10 protein-coding genes are annotated in these 13,899 nt (G+C 76.9%); 2 read left to right on the top strand and 8 right to left on the bottom strand.

All coding sequences use genetic code 11. The features are described 5' to 3' along the window. Window positions 1-22 precede the first annotated feature (22 nt). Together AB8M62_RS15585 and AB8M62_RS15580 are read left to right on the top strand one after the other, a co-directional pair. Window positions 23-619, top strand: a complete 597-nt coding sequence (locus AB8M62_RS15585; RefSeq protein WP_373694970.1) for a response regulator — start codon at window positions 23-25, stop codon at window positions 617-619. Between the two features lie 80 nt (window positions 620-699). Continuing rightward, on the top strand, window positions 700-1,701 hold the full coding sequence (locus tag AB8M62_RS15580) for a 2-hydroxyacid dehydrogenase (protein ID WP_369056076.1): 1,002 nt from the start codon (window positions 700-702) through the stop codon (window positions 1,699-1,701). Here the strand turns inward: AB8M62_RS15580 and AB8M62_RS15575 are convergent. From AB8M62_RS15575 to AB8M62_RS15540, 8 genes are all read right to left on the bottom strand, one after another. Further along, complete coding sequence (locus tag AB8M62_RS15575; RefSeq protein WP_369056075.1) at window positions 1,661-2,398, bottom strand: sirohydrochlorin chelatase; 738 nt, start codon at window positions 2,396-2,398, stop codon at window positions 1,661-1,663. The genes AB8M62_RS15580 and AB8M62_RS15575 overlap by 41 nt on opposite strands. Next, window positions 2,395-3,594 carry a uroporphyrinogen-III synthase gene (locus AB8M62_RS15570; protein ID WP_373694967.1) on the bottom strand — a complete coding sequence of 400 codons (1,200 nt, stop codon included), beginning with the start codon at window positions 3,592-3,594 and terminating at the stop codon, window positions 2,395-2,397. Before AB8M62_RS15570 ends, AB8M62_RS15575 begins: the two co-directional genes overlap by 4 nt. Next, on the bottom strand, window positions 3,591-4,943 hold the full coding sequence (gene cobA, locus AB8M62_RS15565; protein WP_369070139.1) for a uroporphyrinogen-III C-methyltransferase: 1,353 nt from the start codon (window positions 4,941-4,943) through the stop codon (window positions 3,591-3,593). The genes AB8M62_RS15570 and cobA overlap by 4 nt, the downstream gene beginning before the upstream one ends. After that, complete coding sequence (locus AB8M62_RS15560) at window positions 4,944-5,261, bottom strand: Rieske (2Fe-2S) protein (RefSeq protein WP_369070138.1); 318 nt, start codon at window positions 5,259-5,261, stop codon at window positions 4,944-4,946. After that, window positions 5,258-7,852 carry a nitrite reductase large subunit NirB gene (gene nirB, locus AB8M62_RS15555; RefSeq protein WP_369070137.1) on the bottom strand — a complete coding sequence of 865 codons (2,595 nt, stop codon included), beginning with the start codon at window positions 7,850-7,852 and terminating at the stop codon, window positions 5,258-5,260. Before nirB ends, AB8M62_RS15560 begins: the two co-directional genes overlap by 4 nt. Before the next feature lie 3 nt (window positions 7,853-7,855). Beyond that, the gene (locus AB8M62_RS15550) at window positions 7,856-8,203 is read right to left on the bottom strand and encodes a molybdopterin oxidoreductase (RefSeq protein ID WP_369056071.1); all 348 of its coding nucleotides are present in this window, start codon (window positions 8,201-8,203) and stop codon (window positions 7,856-7,858) included. 10 nt (window positions 8,204-8,213) lie between these two features. Then, window positions 8,214-9,602, bottom strand: coding sequence for an MFS transporter (locus tag AB8M62_RS15545; RefSeq protein WP_369070135.1), 1,389 nt, complete (start codon window positions 9,600-9,602; stop codon window positions 8,214-8,216). 178 nt (window positions 9,603-9,780) lie between these two features. After that, entirely contained in the window at window positions 9,781-13,830 is a 4,050-nt protein-coding gene (locus AB8M62_RS15540; RefSeq protein WP_369070152.1) for a molybdopterin-dependent oxidoreductase, read from the bottom strand. Window positions 13,831-13,899: the final 69 nt, after the last annotated feature.

The following is a 13,899-nucleotide window of genomic DNA, read 5'->3' as shown; positions in this document are numbered from 1 at the left end:
GCTCGTGCGCGCCGGGTTCCGGATGGTGCTCAGCGCCTTCCCCGACGTCGAGGTCGTCGGGGAGGCGGCGGACGGCGCCGAGGCCGTGTCGGCGGCCCGGGCCCTGGACCCCGACGTCGTCCTCATGGACGTCCGGATGCCGCGCGTGGACGGCATCGAGGCCACCCGCCGCCTGGCCCGCGCCGGCCCGCGGCCGGCGGTGCTGGTGGTCACGACCTTCGACGAGGACGAGCACGTCTACGCGGCGCTGCGGGCGGGGGCGGGCGGCTTCCTGCTCAAGGACGCCCCCGAGGCGCAGCTGGTGGCCGCCCTGCGGACCGTCGCGGAGGGCGTCTCGCTGCTCGCGCCGTCGGTGACCCGCCGCCTGGTCGCCGCCTTCGCCCCGGCGGTCCCCGCGCCGGCGGCCGTGCCGCTGGACGTGCTCACCGCCCGCGAGCGGGAGGTGCTGCTGCTGGTGGCCCGCGGGCTGGCCAACGCCGAGATCGCCGGCCGCCTCGGCGTCGGGGAGGCCACGGTCAAGAGCCACGTCTCGCACGTCCTGGCCAAGCTGGGGCTCGTCAGCCGCAGCCAGGCCGTCGTGGCCGCCTACGAGGCCGGGCTGGTGAGGCCCGGCTGGTGAGGCCGGGCTGGTGAGCGGCCCCGTCCGGCCGGTGCCCGACCCGGCTCGGCACCCGGCGCCGGGCTCGCTACGGTGCCCGGATGCCCAGCGCCGAGCCGTCCCCGACGCCCGCCGAGACCACCGCGGAGCCCTCCGCCGAGGTGGTGGTCAGCCTGCCGCGCGCCTCGTGGGCCGAGGCCCTCGGCGAGCTGCCCGGGGTGCGCGCGGTGGTCTGGGACTGCGCGGGCCCGGTGCCCGACCCCGCCCCGCAGGTCGTCGTCCCCCCGTACATGGGCGCCCCGCCGCTGCGGGGGTCCCTGGACCGGCTGCCCGCGCTGCGCACGGTCCAGCTGCTCACCAACGGCTTCGACGGCGTCGTCGAGCAGCTGCCCGACCACGTCACCCTCTGCAACGCCGCCGGCGTGCACGACGCCTCGACGGCCGAGCTGGCCGTCGGGCTGGCCATCGCCGCGCTGCGGGGGATCGACGACGCCGCCCGGTCGATGGCCTCGGGCGCGTGGACCGCGGCCCGGCGGACCTCGCTGGCCGACCGCCGCGCCCTCGTCCTCGGCTGGGGCGGGGTGGGCCGCGCCGTCGCCGACCGCCTGGAGCCCTTCGAGGTCCAGGTCACCGCGGTGGCCAGCGCCCCGCGCGTGGAGGAGGGGCCGGCCGGGCGCGTGCGCGTGCACGGCCCGGCCGAGCTGCCGGACCTGCTGCCCGAGCACGACCTCGTCGTCGTCGCCTGCCCGCTGACCGACGCCACCCGCGGCCTCGTGGACGCCGCGTTCCTCGCCGCCCTGCCCGACGGCGCCCTGGTCGTCAACGTCGGCCGCGGGCCCGTCGTCGACACCGACGCCCTGCTCGCCGAGGTCCGCACCGGCCGCCTGCGCGCGGCCCTCGACGTCACCGACCCCGAGCCGCTGCCGCCCGCCCACCCGCTGTGGAGCACCCCCGGCGTGCTCGTCACCCCGCACGTGGGCGGAAACACGACCGCGTTCCGCCCCCGGGCCCTGGCCCTGCTGCGCGAGCAGCTGCAGCGCACCGTCGCCGGTGCGCCGCTGCTCAACGTGGTGCGAGCGGGGCGGGACGCGCCGCGGGGCTGAGCGCGGCGTCGTAGCGGCGCAGCACCAGCTCCACCAGCTCCGGGTGCGGGCCCATCGGCTCGGCGACCGCGTCCGCGCCCGCCGCGGCCAGCCGCGCCGAGAACACCCCCGGCGCCAGCAGGTAGCTGGCCACCGCCACCCGCCCGGCGCCCCCGGCGCGCGCGGCCGCCACCGCGTCGGCCACGGCGGGCTCCTGCGCGGACAGGAAGCCCGCGCGCACCGGCCGTCCGGTCGCCGCCGCCAGCAGCGACACCGCCCGCTCGACGTCGGCGCGGGCCCGCTCGTCCGAGGAGCCGGCCGCGGCCAGCACCAGCGCCAGCGACGGGTCCGCCGGACCCTCCGGGCCCAGCGCCTCCCGCAGCCGCTCCACGAGCACGCCCGTGACCTCCGCGCCGGGGCCCAGCGCCTCGGCGGCCACCGCGGTGCCGCCCGAGGCGGCCACGGCCCGGGCGATGTCGACGCGCACGTGGTAACCGGTGGACAGCAGCAGGGGCACGACGACGCTCGGGCGGCCCGCCGCGGCCAGCTCGCCGACCACCGCGTCCAGCTCCGGCTCCTGCACGTCCACGTGCGCGGCCAGCACCTCCACGCCGGGCCGGCGCTCGCGGACGGCGGCCCGCAGCCGCTCGACGGTCTCGTGCCCGGCGCGCGAGCGCGTGCCGTGGCTGCACGCCACCAGGACGGGTGCGCCGCTCACGCGCCCACCTCCCGCGCGCCCCGCTCGCCGCCGGAACCGCCGCCGGAGTCGTCCTCGGGCAGCACGTCCAGGCGGTAGCCGCGCTTGACGAGCGTGCGCACGAGGTCCGGGCGGGGCAGCGCACCGCGCAGGCGCGCGACCGTCACCTCCACGGCGTGCGTGTCCGCGGCCGAGGGCAGCTCCGCCAGCAGCTCCTCGCGGGTGACGACCGCGCCGCCGGCCAGCGCCAGGCGCCGCAGCACCGCCAGCGGGCCGGGGGCCAGCTCCAGCAGCTCCTCGTCCAGCACGGCCGCCTGGGCGCGCAGCTCCAGCACCCCGTGCGGGGTCCGCACCCGCGCCAGGGGGTGCTCGGCCAGGTGGGCGGTCACCGTGCGCAGCAGCGCCCCCAGGCGCCAGCGGTCCGGCACGAGGGGGTCCACGCCGGCCGCGCGCAGCGGCTCGGCGGTCACGTCGCCCACCGCGCACGCCACGACGCCCTCCCGGAAGCCGGCCAGCAGCTCCTGCTCGCGCCCGGCGGCCGCCGCGGCGTCCAGCAGGGCGGCGGCGCCGGGGGCGCTGGTGAACGTCACCGCGTCCAGGCGCCGGCAGGCGACGGCCTCGACGAGGCGCTGCACGGCCTGCGGGTCCTCCGGCGGCAGCCAGCGGTAGACCGCCACCCCGCGCACCCGGGCACCCGCGTCGACGAGCGGCTGCAGCTGGTGCTCGTCGGCCGCGCCGTGCAGCTGCACGACGACCGAGCGGCCGGCGACGCCCTGCGCGACGAGGTGCTCGACGGCCTCGGCGGTCTGCTCGGAGGACGCCGACCACTCCTCCCGCAGCCCGTTGGCGCGGATGACGCCGGTCGCCTTCGGCCCGCGGGCGAACACCCGCGAGCGGCCGAGGACCTCCAGCAGCGGACCGGCCAGGCCCGCGGCGTCCGCGGCCTCCACCCAGCCGCGCAGGCCGATGCCCGTGGTGACGAGGACGAGGTCCGGCGGGTCCGCGATGACGTCGCGGGTGTCGGCCAGCAGCTGCGCGTCCTCGCTGAGCGGGACGATGCGCATGGTCGGGGCGTGCAGCACGCGGGCGCCCTTGCGCTCGAAGGTGGCGATCATGTCGTCGGAACGGCGGTCGCTCGTCACGCCGATGGTGACGCCGAGCAGCTGCCGCACGTCGGCGGCGGCCGCGGCGCGGGGCGGGGCGGAGGTGTCGCTCACGACCCGTGACCGTAGGCGACCGGCAGGGCTCCCGTCAGGTGGTGCCCCCGCTCCGGCGACCCGCCGGGCAGCAGGTCGTCGGCCAGGTCCACGACCGGGCCGACCACGATGACGGCGGGGGAGCGGACTCCGCGGGCTTCCGCGACGGCGGCGATCTCCGACAGCGGGGCGGTGGTCGTGCGCTGCTGCGGCGTCCAGCCGCGCTCGACGACGGCGACCGGGGTCGCCGGGTCCTTGCCGTGGGCGACGAGGTCGGCGGCGAGCCGCGGCAGGGCCGCCACGCCCATCATCAGCACGAGCGTGCCGTCGAGGCGGGCCAGCGCGGCCACGTCGACCCCGCCGTCGACCCCGCCGTCGACCCCGCCGTCGACCCCGCCGTCGCCCGCGGTCGCCGCCTCGCAGGTGTGCGCGGAGACGACGGTGACGGACCGGGCGACGCGGCGGTGGGTGACGGGCACGCCGGCCGCGGCGGGGACGGCGAAGGCGCTGGTGACGCCGGGCACGACCTCGACGTCCACGCCCGCCTCGCGGCAGGCCAGGACCTCCTCGCCGCCGCGGCCGAACACGTACGGGTCGCCGCCCTTGAGGCGCACGACGTGCCGGCCGGTGCGGGCCGCCTCCACGAGGAGGCGGTTGATCTCCTCCTGGGGGACGGGGTGGTGGTCGGGGGTCTTGCCGACGTCGACGACCTCCACCTCGGGGTCCAGCTCCGCGAGCACGGCCGTGGGCGCGAGGCGGTCGACGACGACGAGGTCGGCCTCGGCCAGCGCCCGCCGCCCCCGCAGGGTCAGCAGGTCCGGGTCGCCGGGGCCCCCGCCGACGAGGGTGACGCGGCCGGTGCCGGGGCGCTGCCGGCGCAGGGGGAGCGCCCCGGTGTCCAGGAGCCGGCCCAGGGCCTCGCGCAGGCGGCGCGCGCGGCGCGGGTCGCGCCCGGCGGTGACGGAGACGACCACCTCGCCGCCCACCCCGTCACCGGCCCCACCACCGGTGAGCGGGCGGCGCACGACGGCGGGGGTCCAGGCGGTGGAGGCGGCCGCGTCGTCGGCGCGCACGCACCAGGTGCGCCGCTCCTCGGCCGCCGCGGCCAGCGCGGCGTCCGTGGCCGGGTCGCCGGTGGCGGTGTGCACCAGCCAGGCGCCCTCGACGTCGGCGGGCACGGCCTCGCGCGCCTCCCAGCGCGCGCCGGCGTCCCCGCGCACCAGGTCGGCGAGGTCCTCGCACACGGCCGGGGCGACCACGACGACGTCGGCGCCGGCGGCCGCGAGGTCCGCGGCGCGGCGGGCGGCCACGGGGCCGCCGCCGGCGACCAGCACGCGCCGGCCGGTCACGTCCAGGTGCAGCGGGTACACCTACACCTCCACGCTGACGCGGCCGACGGCATCCACCCGGCACGGGTGCACGCGCAGCGGCGCGCAGTCGCCCGAGGACTCCCCGGTCGTCAGGTCGAAGGCGTTCAGGTGCAGCGGGCAGACGACGACGCGCTCGTCGATCTGCCCGTCGGCCAGCGGCCCGCCGGCGTGCGGGCAGGCGGCCTGCACGGCGCTGACGCGGCCGCTGCGGTGGCGGAACACCGCCACCTGCTGACCGGCGACGGCGAAGGCGCGGCCCTCGCCGGGCGGGACCTCCTCGAGGGAGCAGACGTCGTGGGCGCTGGTGGTGCTGGTCACCGGGGACCTCCCGTGGTGGTGGGTTCGGCGGCGGAGCCCGCGTGGACCTCGGGCACGAGCCCGCCCGGGGCGCCGGCGGGCCGGTGCGGGGCCAGGGGCAGGTCGACCAGGGGCAGGGCGGTGCGGAACTGCCCGGGCGTGACGGGCTCGCGCCCCTCCAGCCACGGGTCGCGGTAGGCGTCGACGGTGGCCTGCAGGCGCTCGTCGAGACCGGCGAGCATCCCGTCGGAGTCGTCGACGAGGACGGCCCGCAGCCGCTCGATCCCCAGGCGCGGCACGAACTCGTACGTGCGCTCCAGCCAGTTGCCCCACTCGCGGTAGAACTGGATGAACCGGCCCGTCAGCGCGATGACCTCCTCCGGGGAGCCCACGGTGGCCAGCAGGTCGGCCTTGCGCACCGAGGCGCCCGCGGCGCCGCCCACGTGCACCTCCCAGCGGCCGCTCCCGACGGCCACCACCCCGACGTCCTTGACGTAGGCCTCGGCGCAGTTGCGGGGGCAGCCGACGACGCCGAGCTTGAGCTTGGCGGGGGTCTCGATGCCCTGGAACCGGGTCTCCATGTCGATGCCCAGGCGGGTGGAGTTCCCCAGCCCGAACCGGCAGAAGTCGGTGCCCACGCAGGTCTTCACGGTGCGGAAGCTCTTGCCGTAGGCGTACCCGCTGGGCATGCCGAGGTCCGCCCAGACGCCCGGCAGGTCCTCCTTCCTCACGCCCAGCAGGTCGATGCGCTGCCCGCCCGTCACCTTGATCATCCCGACGTCGTACTTGTCGGCGACGTCGGCGATCTTCCGCAGCTGCTCGGCGGTGGTGACGCCGCCCTTCATCTGCGGCACGACGGAGAACGTGCCGTCGCGCTGGATGTTCGCGTGCACGCGGTCGTTGATGTAGCGGCCGTCGCGCTCGTCCTCGACCTCACCGGGCCACAGCATCCGCAGCAGCGAGGTCAGGCCCATCTTCGACTTCGCGTCCTCCTCGCCGCCGGGGGCCAGGGCGCGGAACACCGCCGACACCGAGCGCAGCCGCTGCGCGCGGATCGCGGCCACGAGCTCCGGCTTGGCCATCGGGATCCCCGGGACGTACCAGGTGGCGGACTCGTCGACGGTGAGGGCGCCGCCGGCGGCCCACTCGGTGATCTGCTCCACGACGCTCTTGCAGGAGCCGCAGCCCTTGCCGGCCTTCGTGCGCGCCATGACGGCGCCCAGCGAGGTGCAGCCGTCCTCGACCGCGTCGACGATCGTCCCCTTGGTGACGCCGTTGCAGGCGCACACCTGCGCGGAGGCGGACAGCTCGGCGACGCCGACGTCCTCGGCGGGGGCGCCGAGGTCGAACAGCAGCGCGGTGCGCTCCTCGGGCAGCGGCAGCGCCTGGTCGAAGGCCTGCTGCAGGAACGCCGTCTTGCGCACGTCGCCCAGCAGGGTGGCGCCCACGAGGCGGCCGTCGCGGACCACGGCGTTCTGGTAGACGCCGCGGTGGGGCTCGGAGAACACGACGAACTCGTCGTCCTCGGTCTCCGGGCCGGGCAGGCCCATCTGGACGACGTCCACCCCGGCGACCTTGAGCTTCGTGGCCGTGCGCGAGCCGTGGTACTCCGCCCGCGGGTCGGTGCCGGTGAGGTGGTCGGCCAGGACGCCGGCCTGCTCCCACAGCGGGGCGACCAGCCCGTAGGTCTGCCCGCGGTGCTGGACGCACTCGCCGACCGCGTACACGTCGTCGCCGCAGCTCATCCGGTCGTCGACGACGATCCCGCGCTCCACGGGCAGCCCCGAGCGCAGCGCCACGTCGGTGGACGGCCGGATGCCCGCCGCGACGACGACGAGGTCGGCGGGGAGGACGGTGCCGTCGGGCAGCTCGACGCCCTCGACGCGCTCGGTGCCGACCAGGGCGCGGGTGCGCACGCCCGTGCGCACCGAGATCCCCAGCGCCTCCACGCTGCGGCGCAGCACCTTCCCGGCCTCGGCGCCCAGCTGCTGGTTCATCAGGTGCGGCGGGGAGTGCACGAGCTCCACCCGCACCCCGTGCGTGGCCAGGCCGTGGGCGGCCTCCAGGCCGAGCAGCCCGCCGCCGATGACGACGGCCCGGCGGTGGGTGCGCGCGGCCGCCAGCAGCGCGCGGGTGTCGTCCAGGGTGCGGAAGGAGAACACGCCCTCCAGCAGGGAGCCGTCGAGCCGGTGGGTGCCCTCCATGCGCGGGACGAAGGGCGTGGACCCGGTCGCCAGGACGCACACGTCGTACGGCGTCTCGCCGCCGTGCTGGTCCACGACCACCTTGGCGGCGGTGTCGATCCGCTCGACGGCGACCCCGGAGCGCAGGTCGATCCCGTTCTCGGTGTACCAGGCCAGGGAGTTGAGGTAGATGCCCTCCTCGTCCTCCTCGCCGGACAGCACGTGCGAGAGCAGGATGCGGTTGTAGTTGCCGTACGGCTCGGCGCCGAACACGGTGACGTCGAACTGCTCGGCGCCGCCGCGCTCGAGGACCTCCTCCACGGCGCGGGCGCCGGCCATGCCGTTGCCGACGACGACGAGGCGCCGCTTGCGCGAGCGCTGGGCCGGGATCCCGGCCGTCCGGGTCGCGGTGCTGCTGGTGACGCTCACGGTTCAGACCTCCACGAGACCCAGGTCGACGACGAGCGTGCCGCTGACGCCCTCGGGGGCGGCGACGCGCACCTCGACCGTCGAGGGGGCCTCGATGTCCTCGACGATCCTCAGGCTGACGTGGACGGCGCCGAGCGCGCCGATCGGGAACCAGCGCATCGGGACCCCGTCGCGGACCAGGACGGCCGACACCAGCTCCGCGGTGGAGTTCCCGCCGCGGAAGTAGACCGCCTGGGCGCGGGCGCCGTCGGGGACGGTGTAGACGGGCAGGCCCTCCAGCGGGACCGGCTTCTCCAGCCCGGCCCCGGTGAAGGGGTGGGCGCCCTGCAGGAAGCGGGGGGTGGAGCGCATGTCGTCCTCCTCAGACGGCGGTGCCGGCGAAGCGCGTGGCGCGCCCGCGGACGTAGACGACGGCGGTGACGGCGGCGCACACCAGGTAGAAGCCGGTGAAGACGGCCAGCGCGGGGGTCAGCGACCCGAAGTCGGTGATCGAGGTGGCGAACACGCGCGGGATGACGAAACCCCCGTAGGCGCCGATGCCGGCGGCGATCCCGATGCACGCCGCGGCCTGCCGCTTGGCCATGGTCATCGCCGCGCGGTCCTCCGGGTCGACCCCGGCGCGGAAGATGGCCGGGATCATCCGGTAGATGGAGCCGTTGCCGATCCCGCTGGCCACGAACAGGACGAGGAAGCAGGTGAAGAACATCGCGAAGCTGCCCAGCGACAGCGCGAGGACCACGCCGAGCGCGCCGAGGGCCATCACCAGGTAGGAGGCGATGCTGACGCGTCCGCCGGACAGGTGGTCGGACAGGCGGCCGCCGTAGGGGCGGGCCAGGGACCCCACGAGGGCGCCGAGGAAGGCCAGCGTCAGCGGCACCTGCGGCAGGCCGAGGAAGCCCCAGTCGAACGACACCTGCGGGAACTGCTGCGCGATGAGGGTGGGGAAGACGCCCGCGTAGCCGATGAACGACCCGAACGTCCCGATGTACAGGAACGAGATGACCCAGGTGTGCTTGTTGCGCACCGCCGCGGCGTACCCGCCGAAGTCCGACCTCGCGGTGGACAGGTTGTCCATGAACCGCCACGCCAGGACCGCGGCCAGGACGGCCAGCGGGAGGATCATCAGCCCGGCGCGGTCCAGGGCGAGCCCGCCGCCGATGACGACGACGACCGGCACGACCAGCTGCACGACGGCCACGCCGAGGTTGCCGCCCGCGGCGTTCAGGCCCAGCGCGGCGCCCTTCTCCCGCTCGGGGTAGAAGAAGGAGATGTTGGCCATGCTGCTGGCGAAGTTGCCGCCGCCGAAGCCGGCGGTGGCGGCGACGAGCACCATCACCCAGAACGGCGTCTGCGGGTTCTGCACGACCACGGCCAGGCCGACGCAGGGGACGATCAGCAGCAGCGCCGAGACGATCGTCCAGTTGCGCCCGCCGAAGCGGGGGACCGCGAAGGTGTAGGGGAAGCGCAGCGTCGCCCCGACGAGGTTCGGGACGGCGATCAGCCAGAACACCTGGTTCGTCGTCAGGCTGAAGCCGGCGTCGTTCAGGCGGGGGGTGACGATGGTCCACAGCTGCCAGACGGAGAAGCCGAGGAACTCGGCGAAGATCGACAGCCACAGGTTGCGGCGGGCCGCGGGGCGCCCGGTGGACTCCCACTGGGCGCGGTCCTCGGGGTCGTGGTGGTCGACCCAGCGCCCGGGGCGCGGGTTGGTGATCGTGCCGAGCGCGTCGCGCTCCTCGGTGACGGCCATCGCGGCTGACTCCCTCGGTCGGTCCGGGGCGGGCGGTGGGGCGGGCTGGTGGGGCGGGCTGGCGGTCCGACGCTAGGTGCGCCGTGTTACCGCCCGTGCCCTCTCGTGTTTCGCCGGTGGCACGGTGTCCTCTCGCCCGCGCCGGCCCGGTGTGAGGGCCGCGGGCCGGTGGGGCGGGTCAGTAGACGTCGCGCGCGTAGCGGCCGGCGGCGGCGAGCCGCTTGAGCAGGTCCGCGGCCTCCTGCTCGTCCAGCCCGCCGTGGCGCACGGCCACCTCGCGCAGCGCGGCGTCCACGTCGGCCGCCATCCGGCGCGCGTCCCCGCACACGTACAGGTGGGCGCCGTCCTCGACCCAGCGCCACACCTGCTCCCCGTGCTGGCGCAGGCGGTCCTGCACGTACGTCTTGTCCTCGCCGTCGCGGGAGAACGCCAGGGACAGGCGGGTCAGGACGCCGTCCTCGCGCAGCCCCTCCAGCTCCTCGCGGTAGAGGAAGTCGGTGGCCGAGCGGCGGTCGCCGAAGAACAGCCAGTTGCGGCCGGGGTGGGCGAGCGCGCGGCGCTCGTGCAGGAAGGCGCGGAACGGTGCGACGCCCGTGCCGGGGCCGATCATGACGACGGGCGCGGCGGGGTCCTCGGGCAGGCGGAAGTGGTCCGCGCGCTGCACGAACACCCGCACGTCCGGGGCGTCCGGCCCCGAGCAGCGGTCGGCCAGGAACGTCGAGCACACCCCGCCCGTGCGGCGCCCGCCGCGCTCCCACCGGGTGACGCCGACGGTCAGCTCGACGCGGCGCGGGTCGGCGGCGGGGGAGGAGGAGATGGAGTACTGCCGCGGCTGCAGCCGCGCCAGCGCGCCCAGCAGGGCGTGCGGGTCCAGACCCCGCTGCCGGGCGCGCCCCTCGCGCAGCACCTCGGCGACCACGGGGCCCGGGCGGGTCCGGTCCTGAGCGCCCGCGACGTCCAGCAGCCGCCGCAGGCCCTCGCCGGCGCGGCGCAGGTCCAGGTGCGCCGCGGCGGCCTCGTACCAGGTCGTCTCCCCGGCGCGCTCCAGCAGCACGGGTCGCGCGGGGTCGAGGCCGGCGGCCTCGAGGAACTCGGCGACGTCCTCGTCGCCGTTGCGCGGGTGCACGCCGAGGGAGTCTCCCGCGCGGTACGTCACGTCGGCCGGCAGCTCGAAGGCGAAGCGGTGCACCTCCTTGGTGGAACCGGGCCCGCTGAGCAGCTCGTCGAGGACGAGCGGGACGGCGACGGGTGCGGCGCGCGTCCCGCGGGCCGCGCCGCCCGTCCCGCCGCCGGTTCCGCCGCCCGTCCCGTCGCCGGGGCGCTGGGCGGGCAGCCGCGGCGCGGTGCGCGCGGCGGCGGGCTCCGCGGCGGCGTCGGCGGCGTCGTCCGTCAGCCCGTCCAGCACCGCGCGCAGCCACGCGTCGGCCGGGCCGTCCTCGCCCGGTTCGCAGTCGGCGCGCTCGGCCAGGCGCGCGGCGCCCAGCTCGGCCAGCCGGGCATCCAGGCGGCGGCCGTGGCCGCAGAACGCGCTGTAGCTGGAGTCGCCCAGGGCCAGGACGGCGTACCGGGTGCCCTCCAGGCGGGGGGCGTCGGGCGCGGCGAGCGCGCTCCACAGCGCCTCGCCGTTGTCGGGGGCGCCGCCGTCGCCGAAGGTGCTGGTGACCAGCAGGACGGTGCCGGTCCCGCCGAGCTCGGCCGGCTCCACCTCGTCCATGGCGCGCAGGTCGACGTCCAGGTCGTCGCGGGCGCGCAGCGCCCCGGCGACGGCCTCCGCGCGCTCCTGCGCGGTGCCGGTCTGCGAGGCCCACAGCACGCTGACCCGCCGCCGGGACGCGGCGCCCGTCCGCGCCGCGGTCTCGTCCGCGCGGGAGAACAGGCCCGCCAGCAGCCCGTCGACCCACGCGCGCGCGGTGCCCCCGAACGGCGCGGACGCCGGGAGCACCGGCACGCCCGTGACGCCCTCGCGGCGGCGGCCGGCGAGCACGCCGCCCAGGTAGGCGCGCTGCACCTCGTCCAGCGCCGGCTCGCCGGCACCGGCCGGGTCCTCGGGCGCCGCCCGCCGCGGGGCGGGGAGCGAGGGCGCCTGCGGCGCCGGTCCCACCCGGGTCAGCCGCACGGCGCTCACCTTGAACTCCGGCTGCAGCGACAGCGGGTCGACCGCGTCGGAGGTCACGGCGTTGACGGCGAGGTCCTCGCCGGCCGTGTCGTTCCAGTGGAACGGCGCGAAGCAGCAGCCGGGCCGCACGCGGTCGCTGGGACGGGCCGGCAGCACGGCGCGCCCGCGCCGGGACACGACCTCCACGAGGTCGCCCGGGGCCGCGCCGAGGTCCCGCGCGTCGTCCGGGTGCAGCTCCAGGAACGGCCCCGGCGCCAGCTTGGACAGCTTGGCGACCTTGCCCGTCTTGGTCATCGTGTGCCACTGGTGCTGCACGCGGCCGGTGCTCAGGACGAAGGGGTGCTCGTCGTCGGGCAGCTCGGCGGGCTCGGCGTGGGGGCGGGGCAGGAACTGCGCCCGTCCGTTCGCCGTGGCGAAGCGGAACTCCTCGCCCTCGCGGTAGCGCACCGGGTTGCGCCGCCCGGCGCCCGGCGGGCACGGCCACTGCACCGGACCCTCGCGCAGCATCTCGTAGGTGATCCCGCGCAGGTCGTAGCCGGTGCGCGGGTTCGCGAACCGGCGGAGCTCGTCGAACACCTCCTCGGAGCTGGCGTAGTCGAACGCGTCCCCGTAGCCGAGGGCGGCGGCGACGCGGGCGACGAGCAGCCAGTCCGGCAGCGCGTCCCCGGGCGGGTCGGCGGCCTGCGGCAGCAGCGTCAGCGTGCGCTCGGAGTTCACGGTGACGTAGGTGGACTCCGCCCACAGCGCCGCGGGCAGCAGGACGTCGGCGTGCGCGGTGGTCTCGGTGGCCGCGAAGGCGTCCTGGCACACGACCAGCTCGGCCGCGGCCAGTCCCTCCAGCACGGTGCGCCGGTTGGGGACCGAGGCGACCGGGTTCGTGCAGACGATCCAGCAGGCCTTGACCTCGCCGTCCGCCATCCGCCGGAACACGTCGACGGTGCCGGTGGACACCTCGGTGCGCAGGGTCCCCGGTGCCAGGCCCCACACCTCCTCGACGAAGGCGCGGTCGGCGTCGTCGAGGACGGAGCGCTGCCCGGGCAGGCCGGGGCCCATGTAGCCCATCTCGCGCCCGCCCATGGCGTTCGGCTGCCCCGTCAGCGAGAACGGCCCGCTGCCGCGGCGGCCGATCGCCCCCGTGGCCAGGTGCAGGTTGCACAGGGCGTTGGTGCTCCACGTGCCGTGAGTGCTCTGGTTCAGCCCCATCGTCCAGCACGACATCCAGTTCCCGGACTCCCCGATCCAGCGGGCGGCGGTGCGCAGGTCCTCCTGCGCCACGCCGGTGATCGCGCTGACGACGTCGGGCGGGTACTCGGCGACCAGCTCCTCGACGGCGTCCCAGCCGTCGGTCCAGCGCTCGACGAACTCCCGGTCCACGTGCCCGGCCTCGACGAGCAGGTGCAGCAGGCCGTTGAGCAGCGCCAGGTCGGTGCCCGGGCGCACCTGCAGGAACAGGTCGGCGGCGTCGGCGGTCGCGGTGCGGCGGGGGTCGACGACGACCAGCCTCGCGCCGGCCCGGACGCGGTCCACCATCCGCAGGAACAGGACGGGGTGGCAGTCGGCCATGTTGGCGCCGGTCACCAGGAACGTGTCGGCGTGGTCGAAGTCGTCGTAGGAACCGGGCGGGCCGTCCGCGCCCAGCGACTGCTTGTAGCCCGTGCCCGCGCTGGCCATGCACAGCCGCGAGTTCGACTCCAGCCACCGGGTCCGCAGGAACCCCTTGGCCAGCTTCGTCGCCAGGTACTGCGCCTCCAGCGACATCTGTCCCGACAGGTACACGGCGACGGCGTCCGGGCCGTGCTCGTCCACGACGGCCCGCAGCCCGTCCGCGACGCGCTGCACGGCCTCGTCGAGGGCCACGGGGACCGCCGGGCCACCGCGCCGCTCGCGCAGGTGCGCGCGCTCCAGGCGCCCGCCGGCGCGCATCACGTCCGCCTGCGTGGCGCCCTTGGTGCACAGCCGGCCGGCGTTGGCGGGGTGCTCCCGGTCGCCCGAGACCCTCGCGACGCGCCGGCGCCCCGTGGCGGGGTCGACGTCGACGTCGAGCACCACCCCGCAGCCGACCCCGCAGTACGAGCACGACGAGCGCACCGCGGTGCCGGGGCGGCCCAGCACGGGCAGCGCCGTCCGGCCCGCCGGCTCGGCCGCCGCTGACACCGGTCCCGCTGCGCTCACGCCGCCAGT

It is taken from the genome of Kineococcus terrestris (assembly GCF_041020755.1).
GTDB classification, from domain to species: Bacteria; Actinomycetota; Actinomycetes; order Actinomycetales; family Kineococcaceae; genus Kineococcus; species Kineococcus terrestris.
This window is presented reverse-complemented; position numbering and strand designations above follow the sequence as displayed.

Bases quoted from the DNA above. Each gene is read 5' to 3' on its own strand.
- AB8M62_RS15585 (WP_373694970.1), top strand. From the start codon at position 23: ATGGTGCTCAGCGCCTTCCCCGACGTCGAGGTCGTCGGGGAGGCGGCG.
- AB8M62_RS15580 (WP_369056076.1), top strand. From the start codon at position 700: ATGCCCAGCGCCGAGCCGTCCCCGACGCCCGCCGAGACCACCGCGGAG.
- AB8M62_RS15550 (WP_369056071.1), bottom strand. From the start codon at position 8,203: ATGCGCTCCACCCCCCGCTTCCTGCAGGGCGCCCACCCCTTCACCGGG.
- AB8M62_RS15545 (WP_369070135.1), bottom strand. From the start codon at position 9,602: ATGGCCGTCACCGAGGAGCGCGACGCGCTCGGCACGATCACCAACCCG.